Here is a 21031-nt window from a genome sequence, read left to right on the forward strand (position 1 = left end):
GCGCCGGGCCTCACGCCGGGCGAGCCGGCGCCAGCGTCAAGTCCCCGACGGCCTTGACCCGGAACCGCACCGCATTGCCCGGCAGGTAGGCGAGGGACACCTCGTCCTGGTCGACCACCTCGATGGTCTCGGGCCGGGCGCCGGCGGCCCGGGCCCGTTCCACCGCCTCGCCGCGGATGGCGGCCAGGGCCTGCTCGCGGCGGATCCCCTCCAAGGACACCACCCGCTCCACCTCGCCCGCCACCTGGGCCATGGCCGCGCCCACGGCGTTGGCCACGGCATAGTGATCCGGACGAACCACCCGGGCGGCGCCCGGCAGGTGGTCCGGCATGAGGATGGAGCCTCCCCCCACGGCGATGACCGGGACGGGCTCGGCGCTGGTCTTCACCCGGTCGACGGCGTCGGCGATCATGCGGGCCATCCGCTCCAGTCCGTCCGCCACCAGTTGCGGAGGGAGGTCGCGCACCCGGGCCGGGTCGCCCACCTCCGCCCGCCCCGCCGCCACCACCAGGTCCGTGGCGGTCAGGCGCTCCCCGCCGAAGACCCGGGCCTCGGCCCGGATGCGGAAGCCGGCGCTACGGGGGCCGATGCGCAGCGGTTCCGGCTCGACATAACTGCCGCCGCCCAGCCCCACCGACAGGACGTCCGGCATGGGGAAGTTGGTCCGCACGCCGCCGATGGTCACCGTGGCCGCCGCGGGCCGCGGAAAGCCGCGCACCAGCACGCCCACGTCGGTGGTGGTGCCGCCGATGTCGATGACCACGGCATCCCGCAGGCCGCTAAGGAAGGCTGCGCCCCGCATGGAATTGGTGGGCCCAGAGGACACGGTGCGGACGGGGTAGCGCTGCAGCGCATCGGCGGACAGCAGGGTGCCGTCGTTCTGGGTGAAGTAGAACGGGCAGTGGAGGCCCAGCTCCCTCAGGGCCTCGCGGAACCCCTCCACCAGCCGGCCCGCCAGCGCCGTCAGGCTGGCGTTGAGAACGGTCGCATTCTCCCGCTCCAGCAGCCCCACGCGGCCGATGGCATGGGAGAGGGTGACCCGCAGGCCGGGGTATTCCTCCTCCAGGATGGCCCGGGCCCGTTCTTCCGCCGACGGGTCGACGGGGGAGAAGACGGCCGTCACAGCGGCCGCCTTGAGACCCTCCGCCTTGAGCCGGCGGGCGGCGGCCCGCAGGGCCGGTTCGTCCAGGGGGGCGATGGGCCGGCCGTCGAACTCGTGCCCTCCCCGGACCAGGAAGACCTGATCGCCCACGCAGGCGGCCAGATCGCGGGGCCAGTCGACCAGCGGCGGCAGGGCCGCCGTAGCCGGGAGGCCGATGCGGATCACCCCCACCGGTTCCAGCCGGCGTTCCACCACCGCGTTGGCAAAGTGGGTGGTGCCGATCATCACCGCCTGCACCGCACCGGGCCGGCAGCCGGCAGCCTGCAGCACCCCCCGCACCGCGGCGGCGATGCCCGCCGTGACGTCGGGGCTGGTGGGCGCCTTGTGCCAGGCCACCACCCGGCTACCGTCCAGCAGCACGGCGTCGGTGTTGGTTCCTCCCACGTCGATGCCGATGCGCAACGGTCATCCTCCCCTATTCCACCGGCTCGCGCTCGTACCCGCAGGCGGCATCCCGGGCGATGTCCGCGGGGTCGCGGGCCTCGGGCGGGCCCCAGCCGCCGCCCACGCCGGTGATCAGCACCACCCGGTCGCCGGGTTCCAGAGGGAGGCGGGCCACCCGGCCCCCCTCCCAGCGCAGCCGCCCCGCAGCATCCAGCACCCGGATGCGGTTGGGCGTGCCCGGCCGCCCGCCGGCCACGCCCCAGGGCGGGGTGCGGTGGCGCCCAAAGCTGGCCGTCAGGAAAGCCGGGGCGAGGACCCGGTACTCCCGCACGCAGCCGAAGCCGCCCCGGTAACGGCCTTCGCCGCCCGGTTCGGTGTTGAGGGCAAAGCGCTCGAGGCGGACGGGATACCGGGCCTCGGCCACCTCCGCGGGCAGGATGTAGGTCTCGCCGTCCCCGATGTTGAACAGGGCCGCGGTGCCGTCCCGGTGGGCCGCGGCGCCCCATCCCCCCACCTGGGGTTCGACCAGAAGCCAGTCGGCGCCGTCGTCCCCCCGCCCGGCCAGCAGGGTGCCGCAGACCGACAGGTAGTGGCCGGCCGTCAGCCGGTGGGGAACCACCGGGGCCAGGGCCTTGAGGACCAGGTCGCAGGCCATCTGGTCCACCTCGAAATAGGTGGACGTCGCCGCCGGCCGCCGGGCCGTGAAGATGGTGCCCGGCGGGCAGACCACCTCCAGGGGCTCAAAACAGCCGTCGCAGGCGGGAAAGGCGGGATCGGTCACCGCCTTGAAGGCGGCCCGGACCGACGAGATCAGCACCGAGCGGGTGCAGTTGAGGGGTCCGGGCACCTGGGGCGCCGAACCGGTGAAATCGCAGATCATGCGGCCGTCTCGCACCGTCACCCGCACCCGGACGGGCAGGCGGTCGGCGCCGGCCAGTTCGTCCCCGTCGATGAAGTCCTCGGCTTCGTATACGCCTTCAGGGATGGCGGCCAGGGCCTGGCGGGTGATGGCCAGCCCCTGGCGCTGGAGGGCGTCCATGGCCTCCAGCACCCCGTCGACGCCGTAGCGGTGGCACAGGTCGTCCAGGCGCCGGGCTCCGGCCTTGAGGGCGGCCACCTGCGCCCAGAAGTCGCCCAGGGTCTGCTCGGGCAGGCGCACGTTGGCCGCGATGACGTCCAGCAGGGCGTGGTTCGTCCGGCCGCGTTCCACCACCTTGACGCAGGGCAGCTGCAGGCCCTCCTGGTAGACCTCCGTGGCGTCGGGGCTCCAGGACCCGGGGTGCATCCCGCCCACTTCCGTCCAGTGGGCCTTGCTGGCCACGAAGGCCACCCGCCGGCCCCCCGCGAAGACGGGCATCAGCAGGGTGACGTCGGACAGGTGGGTGCCGCCGCCCAGGAAGGGGTCGTTCAAGGCCACGATGTCGCCGGGGTGCAGCTGGTCGCCGAACCGGGACAGCGCCTCCCGCACGGCGAAGTCCAGGCAGCCGATGAACCCGGGCACGCCCTGCCCCTGGGCGACCAGGCGCCCCTGCCCGTCGGTGACGCCGGTGGCGTAGTCCAGCACCTCGTAGATGATCGGGCTCTGGCTGGACTGTCCCAGGGCGATGAACATCTCCTGGGCCGTGGCCTGCAAGCCCTCCTTGATGACCTCGATCGTGAAGGGATCCACCGCCCGTCACACCCCCGTGGCGATCCAGAGGTTGCCCAGGACGTCCACGGTGACCGTCTGCCCGGGAAGAACCACCGTCACCGTGGCCGGTTCTTCGATCAAAACGGGGCCCTCCAGCCGGGCGCCGGGCGGCAGCCGGTCCCGGTCGTAGACGGGGACGTCGCGCCACCCGCCGGGCAGCAGGCAAGGCCGGCTGCCAAGGCGGGCGGAGAGGGTCGCTTCGGCCAGGGCAGCGGAGGCCAGGCTGCCACCGCCCAGGATCCCGCCCGATGCCGCCCCGCCGGACGCCATCTCTCCCCGGAGCGCCCCGCGGGCCACCACGTTGCCGGGGACCGCCCCGCGGGCCACCACGCCGCCGGGGAGCTTCCCCCCGGCGGCTTCCGCTCCGGCCCGGCGCCCGTCCCGCATACCGGCCCCGGACCCGCCGGCAGCGGGCAGGGCAGCCCCCGCCACCGCCGGCAGGGTGGCGGGCGGCAGGTCGGCCATGGGCACATTGATCGCCGGCAGGTGGCGTTCCGACATCACCACCCCGGTGACATGCAGCCGCACCACCTCCACCGGGGCGTCGAGGCGAAAGCCGTAGCGGTGGCGGTGGGCGCGGTGGAACCGGTTGACCATCCGCTGCAGGTGGACCGCCGTCCAGGTGCCGGCGGTCGCCGGGACGGTCACCGTGTGCTCCTGGCCGGCGTAGCGCATGGCGGCCTGCCGGTACAGCACGGGCCGGCGGACGCCCTCGTGGCGCAGCGCCTCCCGCACCTCCCGCTCCAGTTCCCGCCAGGTGCCGTTGAGGAGGGGCAGGGCGCCCGGCTCCATGGGCGCCAGCAGGGTCTGGACCCGGTCGACCCGCAGATCCGCCATGGCCATGCCCCAGGCCGAAAACACCGCGGGATGCCGCGGGATCACCACCTCGGGGATCCGCAGCTCGGCGGCCAGGGCGGCGGCGTGGGCCGGTCCCGTGCCGCCAAAGGCAATCAGGGTAAAATCCCGGGGATCGAGGCCCCGCTCCAGGGAGACGAGGCGCAACGCCTTGGCCATCACGGCCTCGGCCAGGCGCAGGATGCCCAGGGTGCAGGCATCCCGGTCAAGACCCAGCCGCCGGCCCAGGGCCGAGATGGCCGCCCGGGAGGCATCGACGTCCAGGGCCAGCTCGCCCCCCAGGTAGTTGAAGGGGTTGTAGCGGCCCGCCACCAGGTTGGCGTCGGCCAGGGTCGGCTCCGTTCCACCCCGGCCGTAGGCTACGGGCCCGGGGTCCGCGCCCGCGCTGATGGGCCCCACGCGGGCCGCCCCGGCCGGGTCGACCCAGGCGATGGACCCGCCGCCCGCCCCCACCTCCACGATGTCGACCACGGGGACCTGGACGGGGTATCCGGGCCAGGTCGGGGTGGCCTCGACCCGGTAGTCGGTGCGGATGGAGGGACGACCCTCCTGCACTAGGGAGGCCTTGGCCGTGGTGCCGCCGACGTCGAAGGCGATGATGTTGGGCCGGCCGATGAGCCGCCCCAGCATGGCGGCTCCCGTCACCCCGGCCACCGGCCCCGACTCCAAGAGGTGGATCGGCGCCGCCGCCGCCCGGGCAAAGGGCGCCAGGCCGCCACCGGAGAGCATGGCGTAGGCGCGCCCCCCCAGCCCCCGCTGCCGCAGTTGGGCCTCGAGCCCCTCCAGGTACCGGCGGCCCACCGGCCGCACGTAGGCGTTCAGCACCGCCGTGGACGTGCGCTCGTACTCCCGCCACTCCCGGCTAATCTCGGACGAGGTGCAGACCTCGACGTCCGGCCACTCTTCCTGGACCAGGCGGGCGGCGGCCCGCTCGTGCGCAGGGTTGATATAGGAGTGGAGGAAGGCGATGGCCACGGCTTGCACGCCGGCCTCCCGGAGCCGGCGTGCGGCGGATCGCACCTCGTCGGCAGCCAGGGGGGTGACGATCCGGCCGGCCGGATCGACCCGCTCGGTGACCTCCAGCCGCAGGTGGCGGGGCACCAGGGGCTCCGGCTTGACGAAGGCGAAGTTGTACAGGTCGGGGCGGTTGCCGCGGCCGATCTCCAGCACGTCCCGGAACCCCCGGGTGGTGATCAGGCCGACCCGGGCCCCGCGCCGCTGGGTGATGGCGTTAATGACCACGGTGGTGCCGTGGACGAAGGTGGCCACCGTGCCCGGGTCGATCCCCGAGCGGGCCACCACCTCCAGGGTGCCGCGGCTGAAGTCGGGCGGGGTGGACGGTGCCTTGGCCGTCACCACCTGGCCTGAGGTCTCATCCACCGCCACCAGGTCGGTAAAGGTGCCCCCCACGTCGGTGGCCATGCGCCACACCGCGGCATTCCTCCCCCGTCAAAATTCCTCGGCGTAGTGGCAGGCCACCCGGTGCACCGGCCGGTAGGCCTTGACCGCCAGGGCGGCATCGGGCTGGCCGAGGCCGGCCGGGAGCCCCCCGCCAGCAGGAGGCCCGGATGCTCCCGTGACGGTGGAACCGTCCCCTGCCGGAGGCCGTTCCAGAGGCCGGAGCGCCGGCGCCTCTGCGAAGCAGCGAGGCCGGGCCCAGGGGCAGCGGCCGGCGTAGCGGCACCCCGCACCGGGCTGCCCGATTAGGGTGGCGGTCCCGGCCCCATTCAGCCCGGCGGGGACCGGGCCGCCGATCGGGACGCCGGGCCCGGCGCTAGGCGAGACACCAGGTGGCCCGCCGGGCGCAGGACCGGGCGGGACGGCGGCGGGCACACCGGGCGCGGCACCGGGCGGCGAGATGGGTGGGACGCCGGGCCACAGGCTCTGCGGGGCGCCCGGTGGCAAGATGGCCGGCACACCGGGCGCAAGGCTTGGGACGCCGCTGGGCGGGATACCAGGCCCCCCATGGCGGGCCGCCAGCAGGGTGCGGGTGTACGGGTGCCGGGGGCGGGCAAAGAGCTCGTCCACCGGCGCCTCTTCCACCACCACGCCCCGGTACATCACCACCAGCCGGTCGCACAGGTACTCCAGCACCCGCAGATCGTGGGAGATAAATAGGTACGTCAACCGGTGCTGCTCGCGCAGCTGCTCAAGCAGCTGCAGGATCTGGGCCTGGACCGACACGTCCAGGGCCGAGGTGGGTTCGTCCAGGATTAGAAGCTTGGGCCGGACCGAAAGGGCCCGGGCGATGCCGACCCGCTGGCGCTGGCCGCCCGAGAGCTCGTGGGGGTAGCGGGCGGCAAAGGCTGCCGGCAAGCCTACCTGCTCAAGCAAATCTTCGGCCACCCGGCGGCGCTCGGACCGGGTCAGGCGGCGGTGGGCGGCCAGGGGCTCGGTCACCGCGTCGCCCAGGCGCTGGCGCGGATCCAGGGACCACCAGGGGTCCTGGAACACCATCTGGGCCTGCTGCCGCCACTGCCGCAGCCGCTCGCCGCGGAGGGCGGTCACCTCCACGCCCTCCATCCAGACGGACCCCGCCGTGGGCTCGATGAGCCGCAGGATCAGCCGGGCCAGGGTCGACTTGCCGGACCCGGATTCGCCGGCGATCCCCACCGTCTCCCCGGGGTAGGGGACCAGCAGGTCGACGCCGTCCACCGCGCGGAGCGCACCGGCGGGAGCCAGGGTGGAACCCGGTACGGGCCCCTGGCCGGAGGCGCCCACCGGGGCCGGCCGGGCACTTGCCCGTACACCCCCGGCTCCTGCCCGCTCCACCTCACCGCCGGCCCGCCCGATCCCCGTTCGACCCTGCCCGGTCTCGGGACCCGCCTGCCGCATTCCCGTGCCGGCCTGTCCGATTCCAGCACCGGTCCCCCGTGTACCCAGGCGGGCCCGCCGGCCTTGCAGCCGGTTTCCCAAGCCGAAGAACCCGCCCCGCCGCACAGAAAACGCCTTGACCAGGCCCCGCACCTCGAGGAACGGCGGCTCGGGGAGTGCCCGTTGCGGGGCCTCTGGCTCTGCCGACCCGGATCTTGCCTCAGGCACCGGCCAGCCCCCCTTCCAGCACCACGGGGCAAGCGACACCCCGGCTCCCCACCGGTTGCAGCCGCGGGTCGTGGCGGTGACAGGCCGGCTGGGCCAGGGGGCAGCGGCTGGCAAACCGGCACCCGGGCGGCGGCTGCCGCAGGTCCGGCACCGTCCCCGGGATGGGCTTGAGGGGCCGGCCCCGCCGGGGCACCGAGGCTAGCAGGCCCCGGGTGTAGGGATGCCACGGCTCGGCGAACAGGTCCGCCGCCGGGCCCTGTTCCACCACGCGACCCGCGTAGAGGACGGCCACCCGCTGGCAGTAGCGGGCCACCAGCTCCAGGTCGTGGCTGATCAGGATCATCGCCATGCCCAGCCGCCGCTGCAGGCCGGCTAAGAGCTCCAGCACCTGGGCCTCCACGGTGACGTCCAGGGCGGTGGTGGGTTCGTCGGCAATGAGGAGTTCGGGCTCGCAGGCCACGGCGGCGGCGATGGCCACCCGCTGGCGCTGGCCCCCCGACAACTGGTGGGGGTAGCGGCGCAGCATCGCTTCCGGATCGGGCAAACCGACGAGCTCGAACACCGCCTGGGCCCGCCGGTAAGCCTCCCGCCAGGGCACCCGGTGGTGCAGGCGCACCACCCGGGCCACCTGCTCGCCCACGGTGAACACGGGATTGAGGGCGGTGGCCGGATCCTGGAACACCATGGCGATCCGCCGCCCGCGGATCCGGCGCATCTGGGCGTCGGGCAGGCGGATCAGGTTCACCCCAGCAAAGCGGGCCACGCCGCCCACGCGGGTCAGGCCCGGGGGCAGCAAGCGCAACAGGGCAAGGCCGGCGCTGGACTTGCCGCAGCCCGACTCCCCGACCAAGCCGGCCACCTGGCCGCGGTCAACCTCCAGGGCCTCCAGCTCCAGGGCCCTGAGCCACCCGCCGGGCACCCGGTAATCCACGGTCAGGTTCTCGATCTCCAGCAGCGCCCCCACGGGTCGACCTCCTCCCGCGCCTCGTATGCAGCTACCGCGAAGCCGTGGGTCAAACCCGAATCCAAACCCCAACCCGCCCGCCGCGTCACAACCCCACCCGCCGGATCCCCTTGGGGTCGAGGACTTCCCGCAGCCCGTCGCCCAGAAGGTTGAAGGCGAGCACCGTCAGGAAGATCGCCAGCCCCGGGAAGGTCACGTACCAGGGGTGGTCGAGGAAGAAGGTGCGGCCGGTGTTGATCATCAGGCCCCACTCGGGTTCGGGCGGCTGGGCGCCCAGGCCGAGGAAGGACAGCGCAGCAAAGGTGAGGATCACCGACCCGAAATCCAGCGACGCCTGCACCACCACCGGCACCCAGGCGTTGGGCAGGATGTGGCGGGCGATGATGGCCAGGGGCCGGACACCCGCGGCCCGGGCCGCCTCGACGAAGGGGCGCTCCCGCAGGCTGACGGCCTCGCCCCGCACCAGCCGGGTGTACCAGGGCCACCACGACAGGGCGATGGCCAGGGTGGCGCTGTTGATCGAAGGCTCCAGCATGGCCGCGAAGACGATGGCCAGCAAAAGGGGCGGGAAGCTCAGGAACACGTCGGTCACCCGCATGATGGCCTCATCGAGCCAGCCGCCCGCATAGCCGGCCAGGGCGCCCAAGGGGACGCCGATCAGCACCGCCAGGAGGATGGCGAAGAGCCCCGCCCGCAGCGACAGCCGGGCGCCGAAAAGGATCCGGGACAAGAGATCGCGCCCCAGGTCGTCGGTACCCAGGAGGTGGGCTCCACCCGGCGGCTGCAGCCGCTGGTCGGGGTGGACGGCATCGCCCGCATCGCCGGGGTAGGGAGCCAGGACCGGAGCCAGCAGGGCGGCTGCCAGCAGCAGGCAAGCCAGCAAGAGGCCCGCCGCGGTGAGCGGGTTCTTCCAGAGTTGACGCCAGAGTGCCATCCGTCCGCCACCTCCCCCGAAGGCCGCCTCACCGCAAGGCGATGCGCGGGTCGAGCCACGCCTGCACCACGTCGACCACCAGGTTGATCAGCACGTAGGCCGTGGCCACCAGGATCGTCACGCCCATGATGGCCGGGTAATCGCCGGCCACCAGGGCGCTGGCCGCGTAGCGGCCCAATCCCGGCCAGCCGAACACGGCCTCCACCAGGAAGGCCCCCGTCAGCGAGTAGCCGAAGGACAGGCCCACCACCGTCAGCACCGGGCCCAGCGCCGGCTTCAAGGCGTAGCGGAAGAGGATCGTTCCCTCGCCGACGCCCAGCGCCCGGGCGTTGCGCACGTGGTCTTCCGCCAGCACCTCGCTCATGGCCGCCCGGACCATACGCATCACCAGGCCGATGGGGTAGGCAGCCAGGGCCAGGGCCGGCAGCACCAGGTGCCGGCCCGCCTCGACGACCAGCGCCCAGTCGCCGGTCAAGAGGCCGTCCAGCACGTAGGCGCCGGTGATGGACGGCACGGGATGGAGCAGCTGGAACGTGGTGTCGAGCCGCCCCTGCAGCGGGAACCAGCCCAGTTTCCGGAAGAACACCAGCTGCAAGAGCAGCGCCAGCCAGAAGGTCGGCATGGAGACCCCGGCGATGGCCAGCATCCGGGACAGGTGATCGGGGACGCGGTCGCGGTAGCGTGCCCCCACCACGCCCAGGGGCACGCCGATCACCAGGGCCAGCAGGGTGCTGGCCACCACCAGCTCCAGGGTCGGCGGCAGGAAGGCCAGCAGGTCGGAGAGCACCGGCTGGTGGGTGACCACCGCCGTCCCCCAGTCGCCCCGCAGCAGCCGGCCGATGTAGTCGGCGTACTGGATGGGCAGCGGCCGGTCCAGGCCGAGTTCTTCCCGTGCCCGGGCGATCTGTTCCGCCGTGGCGTGGGGGCCCACCCAGCGGGCCGCCGGGTCGGCCGGGATGACCTGGGCGGCCAGGAAGGTGACCACCGTCACCCCGGCCAGCACACCCGCGGCCAGGAGGAGGCGTCTTAAGATGTAGCGCCCGAACCCCGAACTCAACCCGTCCACCTGCCTGCCCCGATTTTGGTTCGTGAGCCGGGCATCACTCGCGGTGCACGTCGTACCAGAAGACCACGTTGGGATAGGCCGGGTTGTCCACGTAGCCCTTCAGCGAGCGCTTCTTGACCCGGGCGTACTTGAGGTCGTAGATGGGGATGACCGGCACCTCGTCGAACAGGATCTGGTCGGCCTGCCGGTACAGGGCCGCCGCCCGGTCGCGATCGGTGGCCGCCAGGGTCGCCGCCTGGTCGATCAACTGATCGAACTCCGGATTGCTGTAATACGACAGGTTGAAGACGATCTCGTCCTCGCTGTGGAACATGCTGCGGAAGAAGGTATCCGGCGTCGGATATTCCGGCCACCAGTAGAACAGCAGGATGTCCTGGCGCTGCTCCGGCTGAGGCGACTTGGCCAGATCCCACTGGGCCTCCCACGGCATGCCCCGGACCTCGACCTCAAGGCCCAAGCTGCGCAGGTTGGCGGCGTAGAGCTCGGCGATCTGCCGCTGGGCGTCGTCGCCCGAGGTGTAGGTGATCAGAAGCTCGTGATCGACGCCCCCGGCTTGCTCCAGCAGTTGCCGCGCCTTGTCGAGATCCTGGGTGCGGGCTGGCAGGTCGGCCGAGTGGCCCCAGAGACCCGTGGGCACCACGCCGCGGGATTGGGTCGCGTACCCCGCCGCCACGTCCTGCACCGCCGCCTCATAGGGGAAGGCCCAGGCAAGGGCCTCCCGCACCTCCCGGCGGTCGAGCTTCTGCACGTTCACCAGCGCCAGCAGGTTCTGGAAGGAGGGCGCCGTCACCACCTCCACCTGGGGGTGGTTGGACAGGGCCTGCAGGCTGTCGTAGGGCAGCTGGTTGACGAAGTCGACCTCGCCCGCCTCCACCGCCTGCCGGCGCGTGCCGGGTTCTTCAATGGTCCGGAAGACGATGTGGCTGAAGTGAGGGCCGTCCCAGCCCCGCCAGTAGTCGTCAAACCGGGTCAGGACCAGGTCCCCGCCCTTGGTCCAGGACTGGACGGTGTAGGGGCCGGTGCCCGCGTCGTGGCCGGCGTTGAACCAGTCGGTGCCGCCCTGGGACTCGGCGTAGTCCACGTCGTAGATGAAGGCGCCGTAGCCCGCCGAGGCGATCAGGTCCAGTGGCGCGGCGTACTTCAGGTGGAAGACCACCGTGTACTTGTCCGCCACCTCGATGGAATCCACCGGCGCCCAGATGAAGGAGGCCCCCTGCCCCCGCTGGATGGTCCGCTCGATGGACTTCTTCACGTCCTCGGCAGTCATCTCGTCGCCCGAACCGTGGAACTTGACCCCCTGCCGGAGGTGGAAGGTCCACGTCAGGCCGTCGGGAGAGCTCTCGTACGAGGTGGCCAGCAGGGGCTCCACGGTGCCGTCGGGCTTCGCCCGCACCAGGGTCTCGTACATGTTGTTCATGGCGATGATCTCGTTGGAGAAGCTGTCGGCCGGATCCCAGAAGACCATGACCTCGGAAGAACTGGCGTAAACCGCCACGTCGGCGGCCCCGTCCCCGCTCTTGCCGCTTCCGGTGCTCCCGCCGCCCGATCCGCCCGATCCGCCGGCCTGGCCCGCCGAGCCGCCACAGCCCGTCACCAGGACCGCCGCGGCCGCCAGGGCGGCCACCGCCGTGGCCCAACGCCGGCCCCATCGACCCCACAGCGCCACCGCGTTCCCTCCCCTTTTGGGCCGCAATGCCCGCCCGTGCGCCAGCACGCGCCATCCGGCCCGGGTGTATGGCCAAGGAGATTCGGTAGCCGGCGGACGAGTCCTGCTGCGCCGGACAAAAATTTGCGATTTGAATGCAACAAACGAGCGGGAATTTTCGGTAAGAGGCTCGCCCTGGGCCAGGACTCGACGGTTCGGTGCCTCCCGGCGGCCGGTTGGGGATCTGGCGGCGAAGGGCGTGGATCCAGGGGCGAAGCGAAAGGGTTGGAAGGGACCAAGGTCACCTGTAAGACGCGGTCTCGCCCGCGGTGCCCCTGTACGACACGATCTCGCCCGAAGGGGTTCATGGGATCCTGGTCCGTCACCTGGGGGACTTCGACCTGTTCATCGGGGCGTCACCTGTTTGGCTCGAGGGCGAAGGTCACCTCCACCTCGGCGCCGATGTCCCGTTTACCGGGGGTGATGGGCGCCGAAGCTTCGTCCGCGGGTCCCGCCGCATACACCGCGTACGAATCGCGGTAGCCGTAGCGGCCACCGTGGCCGCTCAGGCGCAGGTTCATCCGGAGGGGCGGGCCGAGCCGGACCCCGGCCGCCCGCGCGGCTGCCTCGGCACGCTCCCGGGCGTGCCGGACGGCCTCTGCAACGGCCTGCAGCTCTAGGTCCCGCACGTCGGAGACCTCAAGCCCCCACAAGGTGGCCTCGCTGGCCCCCACCGCCAGGGCGCGTCCGATCAGCTTGCCTGCCAGCTCGAAGTCCCGCGCCCGGGCTTCCAGGACGTACCGGACCTCGTGTTCGATCAGGTGCCGGCGGCCCTGGCGGTCGGTGTGGTAATGGGTGTTGGTTTCGATGTCCACAGTTCGCAAGTCGTCGTCGGCGAGCCCCTCATCCCGAAGGGCGGCGATGACCTGCTGCGCCGCAGCGACCGCCTCCCGGTAGGCGACCATGTGGTTCGTGGGATGCGTCCTGTAGACGTAGAACCGCAGCACCGCCACGTCGGGCGTGACCGAGACCCTTCCGTAGCCGGTGGCGAAGAGGGTGGGTTGGCGGGATTCGGCATCCGGCGACATGTCGGCTCCTCCTTGCATCTTGTGGTATGAACTGCCACGGAGAACCGGTTCGCCACGGGAACAGGACCGCCTGTAGTGACCCCGGATCTACGGGAAGTAATCGGTAGGCCGACGTGCGGTGTCCAGAGATGGGCAGGCCCGTAAACCTGCCCGCCTGCAATCGCCGCCGGAGCCAACCCTCGGAGCCAACCCTCCACGTTATCGAGGAGGCTTGCCATGTCCGTTCCTTGGAAGCAATCACTTCGTGGCACCCAGTACCGGGCGATGGCGCGGCAGGTTCCCGCAGGTCTGCGGCCAATTCCAATGTTGTTTGACGTTCGGCGTTGTTCGTATTCGGGTGGTGCGTAGATTCGCATTCGGCCGGTTCGTGATTCGAAGGGGAAGCGGTCGATGGACGTGGAGCCCTACCATCCGGGGCAGGTCACCGCCAAGGGCCCCCACCGGCGCCGGTTCTTCCGCATCCGCCCGGACCGGCACCGGCTCCCCCTTTACCGATTCTACGTCTACGGGCTCTTGGAAGCCGTGCAGTTCGACCAGTTCGTGTGGATGCTCTACCTGCTGGGCCACGGGTTCTCCCTGGCGCAGGTATCCCTGGTGTACGTGGTCTACCAGGCGACCATGTTCACCACCGAGGTGCCGTCGGGGTACCTGGCCGACCGCCTGGGACGCCGCACCTTCCTGGTGGCCGGGATGGCCTGCAAGGCGACAGCCGCCCTGCTCTTGCTCTATCCGGTGAACCTGGGGGTCGTGCTGGCGTCGGCAGCCCTGACGGGCCTGGCGCGGACCCTTCCTTCCGGGACGAACCTGGCCTATTTCCGGGAGGTGGCCGAGAAGGTGGCTGGGGCGGCGGCCGAGGCGGCTCAAAACCGGGACCCGGCCGAGTCGCCATCCCCGCCCGGAAGAACCGGCCCTGACGGCCATCCGCGCGAGGTTGCCGCCTTCGACCGGCTGCTGGCCACCTACGTCACCCTGACTGCCACGGGCACGCTGCTGGCCGGATGGGTCGGCGGCCTGGTCGCCGGTCGGTCCTTCCAATGGCTCTACGCCCTGGAAGCGGCGGTGGCGGCGACGGGGATGATCGTGGCGGCAGGACTCCCCCGCACGGGTGGGGGTTCCGGTCCCGTTCTCCACGGGGCGGGCGGGGCCGGGGTGAGGCGCGGCGACTTGCTGGCATCGCTCGCATCGCGATGGTCCCTGGCCCGGTCCACATGGACCGTCGCGAGCCGGCATTGGCAAACCTTGGCCCTGGTTGTCGTGGTCGCCCTGACCTGGGCGGGATCGGCCGCGGCCACCGAATATACCCAGCCCTTGCTCCTGGCCCTCGGCGCCAGTCCGGGTGCCGTCTCGACCCTTCTGGCCGGTGCCTCGCTGGTCACCATGGCCGGGGCCCGGCTGGCCGGGGCGTGGCGCGGGCCGCGGCGGGCCGTGTTCGTACTGATTCCGTGGCTTTTGGCAGCCGGGGCCCTGCTGCGGGCCCTGGCTGCGGTGCCGAGCGTCGGTGCGCATCGCGTCGTCACGGGCCCCGCAGAACCGGACGGCGGATTGGCGCTCTTGAACCCAGCTCTGGCGTTGGCCGTGGGGGGCCTCGTGCTGCACCGCCTGGCGGGTGGAGCCAGCCAGGTGACCTTCAACGCGCGGTTACTGGAGGCGGCACCCGCCCACCTTCGGGGCACGGTGCTGTCCGCCGCCAACACGCTCTGGGCGGCGTTGTCGCTGACCTCCTTCCCCGTGTTGGGCTATGCAGGGGAGCGGTGGGGGCTGGGAGTCCTGTTCGGGATCCTGGCGGTGGTCCATGCCGTCACGGCGCTGGCGGCCGTCCGGGTTCGCACCCGATCGGACCGCGGAGTCAGTAGCTAGGCTGCCGGGCAAGGCCTGACCTGTGACGGTGACCGCCACCTTGCCCCCATCACGAGATTGGACGGGAGGAAGTTCGTCACCCAAGCCCCGGCGAAACCGACATCAAACCGACGTCGCACCGACCGTGACCGGTTCAAGCCCGCGCCCTCCCGAGGCCGAGCAGTGCTCTCCTCATGGGCAGCCTCACCCATCATTCCGCGCTGTCAGATCCCGAGCCATGATCACGTACGGAGTGGTTCCGCTCGGGAAGCGGAAGTCCTTCAGCAAAGTTGTCCAGTTCATGCGCTCGTACAATCGACGGGCGGGGGTATCCGCATCCAGGGTGGAGAGTACCGCCTTTCGGTTCGGGATGCCGTCGAGAAGGGCGTTGTGCAGCAGTGTCCCGATTCCTTTCCTCTGGTATGCCGGCATGACGGCCAACTCGACAAACTCGAAGCAGCCTTCCAACCAGCGTACGACGCTCTCCTTGTCCAGGGCGCAAGCTACTGTGTCCCACCACCAGCCACCGGGGAGTCCACTGTACCCGTAGGCGAACCCCACTACCTTGTCACCGTCGGGTTCCAAAGCAACATAGCAGTGAAACCCCGGGCGTTCCAGGTGCGAAGCCAGTGAGGTGTTGAACCGCTCGAAGTGCTCCGGTCCTTCACAATAGGGCGGGGCAGAGAATGCCTCCCGATAGACCTTTAGGATGCCATCGCGGTAACGAGTGATCTTCGCCCGTTCAACCCGAACAATCTTCAAAGCGGTCGCCCCTTTCCTCCCCCATTCCGACCGACACGTAGTCGAATAAGTAAGTCAAAGAAAGTAAGTAAGCAGTGAGATGAGTGGAACGGCAGACTGGGGGCGACGTCGCGGGAGTGGGGGTCGCAGTCTCATCCGCGTTTCGTTGGAACCTGCAACTCGCCTTGAAGCAGCTCGAGCGCCTTCTCCGCATGACGGTTGGGCGGGATCCCCCGAAGCACCCCAAGGATCCGCCCGTCGGGCCCGATCACGAAGGTCACCCGGTCCACCAGGGGGACGAACCGGCCGATGACGGGTAGGTCCCGCCGCACCCCGTACGCGGCGGCCAGGCTCCGGTCGGGGTCCGCAAGGAGGCGGAACGGCAGGCGGTGCCGCTGGCGGAAGCCCTGGTGGGTTTGGGGCGGGTCCGGACTGACGCCCAGCACCACGGCCCCCAGGGCTTCCAGGTCGGCATGGCGGTCCCGGAAGTGGCAGGCTTCCGCCGTGCAGCCGGGCGTGTAATCCTTGGGGTAGAAGTACAGGACGACGGGCCTTCCGCGGAAATCCGAGAGGCGAGCCGGCCGGCCCGCATCGTCGACGGCGGTGAAGTCGGGGGCGGGGTGACCCGGGGCAAGCATGGGATCATCTCCTTTGCTTCAACGGGCTCTCAAGGGCGACGGGTTCAACGGGCCCTAAAGGTCGAAGGGTGCCATGGCGGGGTGCCATGGCGACCTCATGACCCATTAACCCGCTCTCCCCCGTCGGAACCCCGTCGGACCCCAGAAAGCCCCGGTCGATCCGGAGCAGTCCACGAACGGACGGCCGTCCGACCCCGGTGCGTGGTCCGACGCACCAATGCCCGCCTGGGCCTCATCGCGTCACGACATCGTCAGCACCGCGATGACGGCGTTCACCAGGACGAGAACGATGGCCGCGGCTACGAGCGCCAGGGGCGTCGCCACCACCCACCACAGGACGCCCCGGCCGCCGCGGTTCCCACCGGCCGAAAGCCGGGCGGCCGCGACCAGCCCAAGGACGGCCACCGCGAGCCAAAGGGTCACCCACAAGAGCGGTCCGCCCGGCGCGGCATACGATACAGACATCCATCCCCCACCGCCTTCGTTCGTGATCCGTACAACGCCCCTTGTCTTCTACGGCTCGCTGCTGCTTGCCCGTTTGCCAGTGGTCGGGTGAATCCGATCCCACCCATTTCCGCCGTCGAACCACGGCCCATCATGGCGTAAGGTCTCACCCCAGTGGCTGCGCCGACCTCCTCAGGAGCCCTGTCCCTCCAGCCTTCGCAACAACCCCTCGAGGTTCGCCCATCCGTACCCCCACTCCTCCAGGTCCACCCCGCCGATCGCAATGGTCCGGGTACGGACGCGAGTGCCACCCAGGGTCTCGTAGAAACGCCGGTAAGGGTTTTGGGCCAGCACCCACACCAGCATCGACCGATGACCGCGGGCCAGCAGTTCCCGGACGGCCGCCGCCACTAGGCGCCGGCCCACGCCGCGCCCCTGGTAGTCCTTCAGCACGTAGATGGCGCCCAGCTCCCCGCTAAACTCGGGGTCCCCCGACCGCTCCGGGCCGGCGGCGGCGAAGCCCACCACCCGCCCCGCCGTTTCCACCGGAGCATCGCCCTTCCGCGTCAATGTCCGGGCCGCTCCCGCCGGGTGTTTCGCCACCGGCCGTCGTTCCGCATCCGGTGCGATCCCTTCCTGGTGCGCACCCGTCCTGCCCGCCCGGAATTCGTCGCCGGAGGCACCACCACCGGCCTCCCGGCCCGAGCCGCCCCCGTCGGCGGCCCCAGCATCGCCGCCAAGGGTCACCCCATCCACCGCCACCACCACGAAGGACGAACCGGCATCTCCCGCGTCGCGGGCGATGACGTCCTGCCACCACCGGGCCCGGGGTTCCTCCTCCATGGCATCCAGATACGCGTCCGGGATCACCCCCCGGTAGGTGCTGCGCCACGTGGCCACCTGCACCCGGGCGATGCCGGCCGCATCGGCCGGCATCGCCCGGCGAATCTCGATGCCCATGATGTTGCCTGCCCCCGCGATGTTCCTGCCCCCGTGGTCCGGACCGCACCACGCCGAGGGTCTGTGGTGCAAACACCGTCGGCACTCGGTCCGTTACCGCGTCCCGTACTACCCTCTGCTTTCGCGCTTACGGACCGGGCTACGACCGGATCCGTAGATGACGTCGCACTGGTCGACCCTTATCGGCCTAGATCTGGCCCGTGATCACGGCCAAAACCAGCATCCACGCCAGGATAGCGACCAGCGGTACCGTCGCCAGGGCCGCGGCGGCCCGCACGTCCCCCTTCCTGCGGAGCACCAGCACCGCCACGATGGCCAGCACGATGCCCACCGGTGCCACGTACTGAAAGCGCGGCGTGGCGGCAAAGTAGACAAGGGGTCCGATGGCGAACAGCGCTGCCGCATAGACCCACCCTGCCCGACGGGTCACCAGCGCCGCCAGCCCGCACCCGATGGTCAGCACCCAGCCGGGAATCCCCAGCAGGGCGCCAAGCAGCAGTGTGTCCAACGCATCCAGCGGCACCTGCCTCACCCCTCCCGGCGGCCAGCGTCCCTCATCCAGATCATACCTCCGCCGTGGCCAGCGGGAAACGCGCACGGCCGCCTGCTCCGGCAGGGAGACGACGCTGACCGCATTCGCCGGTGGGGCAACGAAAGCGGGGCGGGCGGCCGGATTCCGGCCCCGCCGGAATCCGGCCGCCCGCGCTCGAGCGTCCCGGTCGCGCCGCAGCCACCCTGACTTGCAAGGCCGGCGTGCCGGTTGTGCCGCCTTGGCCTTGACTCGTCCCGGCCCTTTTTGTCCCGCCTCGTCCGTTCCTCTTGTCCGCTTCCTTACGACCCGCGCGGATCGTAACCCACCACCGTCCAGATCCCCGTCTCGTCCTGGCGCACCAGCCGCTCCAGGTACACCCGCGCCACCGGGCCGACCTGGACCTCGACGATGGCCCGCCCGCCGTCGTTGTGCACGACGCGGATGTGCTCGTCGACCAGGGCTCCGGGGCCGCCCATCTGCTCGCCGAACCGCCCGAGGAGGAAGGCACCCGCCACCTGCACGGGATCCAGCATCCACGGAAAGTGGCCGCCGTCGACCTGTTGCTGGGAGTTGCGCTCCACCTCCATATCGACGGAGACCTCGACTTGGGGGTCGAAGCCGGGCCCGGCGCCGGGATCTCCGCCGGCGTCCGGGAGCTGGAGGTCCGGTGCCAAGGCGCGGGCCAGTTCCACCCGCTGCGGCCCCTCGACGGTGATCTCGAGTTCCTGCTGGCGCCAGCGCAGCCGCTCGCCGAACACCTCGAGCACGCCGTCCTGGCCGACGGAGCCGAGGGCGGCGTTCGGCTGGGGCTCGAACGGGCCCTGGGCCGGTTCTTCCACGATCACCGTCTCGCCGTAATCCAGGACCACCCGGTCCCGAGCCGCCAGGATCCGACGGGGCGCCTCGTCCGGCAGCAGCGGGGTGAAGCCGGCGATGGCCGCCGCCTCCGCGGGCGTGTCCACCAGCTGCCCGGGGTTCTCCTCCTCCACGCGGTAGCCCGCCGGCACGTGGAAGCGAAAGCGGGACGGGTCGACCGCCACATTGGCCTCGAACCGGACGAAGGTGGTCTCGGTCTGGATCGCGTTCTGCATCGCCGTCCGCAGGCGCAGGGGCAGGTGGGTCTCGGCGTCGACCCAGAGGTCGTAGGGCAGCCCGCCCGGCGGTTCGATGCGCAGCCGGATCGCCTCGCGACCCGCGACCTGCTCGCGGCCCACCACCCGGTGGGGGTAGCGTAGGGCGGCGCGCGCCTCGTCCTCCAGGTCGAAGGGCCGCACGTCAGGCAGCGGGGGCAGCGCCGCCACCACCCGATCGGCGGGACGAACCTGCCACTTGCGCCGGCCGTCGTGCACCGTGACCACGCCCGTGTCGTCCCGCGTCACGTAACGGTCGCCGTCGACCCAGATCTCGACCCGGCGCACCAGCCAGGTCTCGCCGTCGGCGTTGGTGGCACGCTTCGCGAGCACCCCATGGTAGCTGCGGAGCTGGGCGACGGCCCGCTCCATGGCGTGGACCACATCGGTCTCGGCGGCCGGTCTGAGCCCCAGCTGCGCCTGGAGCCATCCTCCGAGGCCGGGGATGCCGGGCCACGGCGCGAAGACCGCGGCCAGCGCCAGCCCGGCGACCAGGCCCGCGGTGGCGATCCCCACCCGCCGCCGGCGGCTGCGCGTCCAAGCGCCCTTCCGCTGCCCGGCGCCGGTGGCCCCCGTTTCTCTCGCGCCAAGGGCGGCGGCGCCCAGGGAATCGGTCCCCTCCCCCTCCCCGGCGCCTTTGCGGCAGCGTTCCTTGACTCCGGCGTCAACGGCATGGAGGGCGTCAAGGGCGTCGCGGGTGCCGATGACGTCGCCGGCGGCGTTCTGCCCTCTTCCGCTGGCGCCCCCACCGTACGCCGACGGGGGTCCCGACGGGGCTTCTGCGCTCCCACGCCCGGAAACCGCCGGCCCCTGCGCGGACGAACCCGTCCACCCGGCGACGACCCGCGGCCTCCACCCCTCCGCCGGCTCCGGCACACCGCGGAGGCTCTTGAGCATGCGGGCCACCGCCAGCAGCTCCGCCTCCTCGGGCTCCGCGGGCGCCGGGGGACGCCGCTCCTCGTTCAGGGCGTCGATCATCCGGTCCAGCCGCTCCTCGCGGAGGGCCCGCCAGCGACGCCGGTTCCAGTCGTTCCACATCGACAGCGGGCCCGTGCCGGCCCCCGGCCGGCTCTTGCCGTCTAGGCGGTTCTTGCGGTTCTTGTCGTTCATCATCGGTCCACCTCCCGCACCAGATGCCGCAGCGCCTGCAGAGCCCGATACTGCAAACCGCGGACGGCGGCCTCGCTGCGCCGCATCTGGCGGGCGGTCTCGGCCCTCGACAGCCCGACCACGATGCGCCAGTGCAGCACCTCGCGGTAGGCGGGCGGCAACCGGCGCAGCCGTTCCTCCAGCCAGACGCGGTCGACGACGGCGGCCGCGTCGGCGTCTGTTGCCGTCCCGTCGCGGGTTGGGGCGGACCCCTGCAACAGGGCCGCCTCGAGATGCACGGTCGCCCCGTCCCGGCGCTGCCGCCGCCAGCGGTCGCGGATCAGGTTGAGGGCGACGGTGCGGACCAGGGCGTCAGGCGGAGGGAAGCCCGTCCGTCCCGCCTCCGCCACCGCGTCCGCCATCGCCGGCCCATGGGCGTCGGAACCGGAGGGGTCGGCACCACAGGCGGCGCGATCGGAAGTGCTGGGTCCGCCGGCTCCTGCGGCGCAACCCGACGCTCCGGAGCCACCACGGCCCGTCGCCCGCCCACCCCGCAGGACGCGCAGGACGGTCTCCTGGGTCACGTCCTCGGCCTCCTCGCGGTTCTGGACCCGGGCGTAGACGAACCGGTAGAGCCAGGGCCACGTCGCGTCGTACCACTGCCGGACCGCATCCTCGCCGGCTGCAGGCGGCGATCCGGCATTCGCTCGTTCGGGCATTCCTGCACCTGCTTTCCCAACTGTGGCCTTGAGGAGGTACCTCCAAGGGGAAGAACGCAGGAAGACGAGGGACGTCACGCGGCGGGGCTGGGAAGATGTTCGCAGAGGACGT

17 protein-coding genes are annotated in these 21031 nt (G+C 71.5%); 1 reads left to right on the top strand and 16 read right to left on the bottom strand.

All coding sequences use genetic code 11. From position 1 onward, the window contains the following. Positions 1 to 10: 10 nt before the first annotated feature. The 9 genes from ACYQ02_RS08190 to ACYQ02_RS08230 form a co-directional block, all read right to left on the bottom strand. Entirely contained in the window at positions 11 to 1564 is a 1554-nt protein-coding gene (locus ACYQ02_RS08190; protein ID WP_460039961.1) for a hydantoinase/oxoprolinase N-terminal domain-containing protein, read from the bottom strand. Positions 1565 to 1577: 13 nt separating this feature from the next. After that, on the bottom strand, positions 1578 to 3215 hold the full coding sequence (locus ACYQ02_RS08195) for a hydantoinase B/oxoprolinase family protein (protein ID WP_460039962.1): 1638 nt from the start codon (positions 3213 to 3215) through the stop codon (positions 1578 to 1580). 6 nt (positions 3216 to 3221) lie between these two features. Next, a complete protein-coding gene (locus ACYQ02_RS08200; RefSeq protein WP_460040333.1) occupies positions 3222 to 5513 on the bottom strand; it encodes a hydantoinase/oxoprolinase family protein in 2292 nt (763 codons plus the stop codon). A 27-nt stretch (positions 5514 to 5540) separates the two neighbouring features. Continuing rightward, entirely contained in the window at positions 5541 to 6926 is a 1386-nt protein-coding gene (locus ACYQ02_RS08205; RefSeq protein ID WP_460039963.1) for an ATP-binding cassette domain-containing protein, read from the bottom strand. A gap of 199 nt (positions 6927 to 7125) precedes the next feature. Further along, positions 7126 to 8097 (bottom strand): ABC transporter ATP-binding protein, encoded by a 972-nt coding sequence (locus ACYQ02_RS08210; protein WP_460039964.1) that lies wholly within the window; start codon positions 8095 to 8097, stop codon positions 7126 to 7128. Between the two features lie 85 nt (positions 8098 to 8182). Then, positions 8183 to 9031 carry a nickel transporter permease gene (gene nikC / locus ACYQ02_RS08215; protein ID WP_460039965.1) on the bottom strand — a complete coding sequence of 283 codons (849 nt, stop codon included), beginning with the start codon at positions 9029 to 9031 and terminating at the stop codon, positions 8183 to 8185. 28 nt (positions 9032 to 9059) lie between these two features. Then, positions 9060 to 10088 carry an ABC transporter permease gene (locus tag ACYQ02_RS08220; protein ID WP_460039966.1) on the bottom strand — a complete coding sequence of 343 codons (1029 nt, stop codon included), beginning with the start codon at positions 10086 to 10088 and terminating at the stop codon, positions 9060 to 9062. Positions 10089 to 10131: 43 nt separating this feature from the next. Beyond that, positions 10132 to 11763, bottom strand: coding sequence for an ABC transporter substrate-binding protein (locus ACYQ02_RS08225; protein WP_460039967.1), 1632 nt, complete (start codon positions 11761 to 11763; stop codon positions 10132 to 10134). A gap of 395 nt (positions 11764 to 12158) precedes the next feature. Continuing rightward, positions 12159 to 12830 carry an SIMPL domain-containing protein gene (locus tag ACYQ02_RS08230; protein ID WP_460039968.1) on the bottom strand — a complete coding sequence of 224 codons (672 nt, stop codon included), beginning with the start codon at positions 12828 to 12830 and terminating at the stop codon, positions 12159 to 12161. A 390-nt stretch (positions 12831 to 13220) separates the two neighbouring features. Between ACYQ02_RS08230 and ACYQ02_RS08235 the strand changes: the two genes are divergently transcribed. Next, on the top strand, positions 13221 to 14687 hold the full coding sequence (locus tag ACYQ02_RS08235) for an MFS transporter (RefSeq protein WP_460039969.1): 1467 nt from the start codon (positions 13221 to 13223) through the stop codon (positions 14685 to 14687). Between the two features lie 183 nt (positions 14688 to 14870). On the opposite strand, the gene ACYQ02_RS08240 is transcribed toward ACYQ02_RS08235, so the two are convergent. The 7 genes from ACYQ02_RS08240 to ACYQ02_RS08270 form a co-directional block, all read right to left on the bottom strand. Further along, the gene (locus ACYQ02_RS08240) at positions 14871 to 15428 is read right to left on the bottom strand and encodes a GNAT family N-acetyltransferase (RefSeq protein WP_460039970.1); all 558 of its coding nucleotides are present in this window, start codon (positions 15426 to 15428) and stop codon (positions 14871 to 14873) included. A gap of 131 nt (positions 15429 to 15559) precedes the next feature. Further along, positions 15560 to 16045, bottom strand: coding sequence for a peroxiredoxin (locus ACYQ02_RS08245; protein WP_460039971.1), 486 nt, complete (start codon positions 16043 to 16045; stop codon positions 15560 to 15562). A gap of 240 nt (positions 16046 to 16285) precedes the next feature. Beyond that, complete coding sequence (locus tag ACYQ02_RS08250; RefSeq protein WP_460039972.1) at positions 16286 to 16510, bottom strand: hypothetical protein; 225 nt, start codon at positions 16508 to 16510, stop codon at positions 16286 to 16288. Between the two features lie 171 nt (positions 16511 to 16681). Further along, on the bottom strand, positions 16682 to 17449 hold the full coding sequence (locus ACYQ02_RS08255; protein ID WP_460039973.1) for a GNAT family N-acetyltransferase: 768 nt from the start codon (positions 17447 to 17449) through the stop codon (positions 16682 to 16684). Between the two features lie 187 nt (positions 17450 to 17636). Beyond that, entirely contained in the window at positions 17637 to 17972 is a 336-nt protein-coding gene (locus ACYQ02_RS08260; protein ID WP_460039974.1) for a hypothetical protein, read from the bottom strand. Between the two features lie 308 nt (positions 17973 to 18280). Continuing rightward, a complete protein-coding gene (locus ACYQ02_RS08265; RefSeq protein WP_460039975.1) occupies positions 18281 to 20224 on the bottom strand; it encodes a sigma-E factor regulatory protein RseB domain-containing protein in 1944 nt (647 codons plus the stop codon). After that, positions 20221 to 20919, bottom strand: coding sequence for an RNA polymerase sigma factor (locus tag ACYQ02_RS08270; RefSeq protein ID WP_460039976.1), 699 nt, complete (start codon positions 20917 to 20919; stop codon positions 20221 to 20223). Before ACYQ02_RS08270 ends, ACYQ02_RS08265 begins: the two co-directional genes overlap by 4 nt. Positions 20920 to 21031 lie beyond the last annotated feature (112 nt).

Source organism: Thermaerobacter litoralis (assembly GCF_054654595.1).

Excerpts from the sequence above, each read along its gene's own strand:
- nikC (WP_460039965.1), bottom strand. The coding sequence starts at position 9,031 with ATGGCACTCTGGCGTCAACTCTGGAAGAACCCGCTCACCGCGGCGGGC.
- ACYQ02_RS08205 (WP_460039963.1), bottom strand. The coding sequence starts at position 6,926 with ATGCGGCAGGCGGGTCCCGAGACCGGGCAGGGTCGAACGGGGATCGGG.
- ACYQ02_RS08250 (WP_460039972.1), bottom strand. The coding sequence starts at position 16,510 with ATGTCTGTATCGTATGCCGCGCCGGGCGGACCGCTCTTGTGGGTGACC.
- ACYQ02_RS08265 (WP_460039975.1), bottom strand. The coding sequence starts at position 20,224 with ATGATGAACGACAAGAACCGCAAGAACCGCCTAGACGGCAAGAGCCGG.
- ACYQ02_RS08200 (WP_460040333.1), bottom strand. The coding sequence starts at position 5,513 with ATGGCCACCGACGTGGGGGGCACCTTTACCGACCTGGTGGCGGTGGAT.
- ACYQ02_RS08235 (WP_460039969.1), top strand. The coding sequence starts at position 13,221 with ATGGACGTGGAGCCCTACCATCCGGGGCAGGTCACCGCCAAGGGCCCC.
- ACYQ02_RS08255 (WP_460039973.1), bottom strand. The coding sequence starts at position 17,449 with ATGGGCATCGAGATTCGCCGGGCGATGCCGGCCGATGCGGCCGGCATC.
- ACYQ02_RS08230 (WP_460039968.1), bottom strand. The coding sequence starts at position 12,830 with ATGTCGCCGGATGCCGAATCCCGCCAACCCACCCTCTTCGCCACCGGC.
- ACYQ02_RS08245 (WP_460039971.1), bottom strand. The coding sequence starts at position 16,045 with ATGCTTGCCCCGGGTCACCCCGCCCCCGACTTCACCGCCGTCGACGAT.
- ACYQ02_RS08270 (WP_460039976.1), bottom strand. The coding sequence starts at position 20,919 with ATGCCCGAACGAGCGAATGCCGGATCGCCGCCTGCAGCCGGCGAGGAT.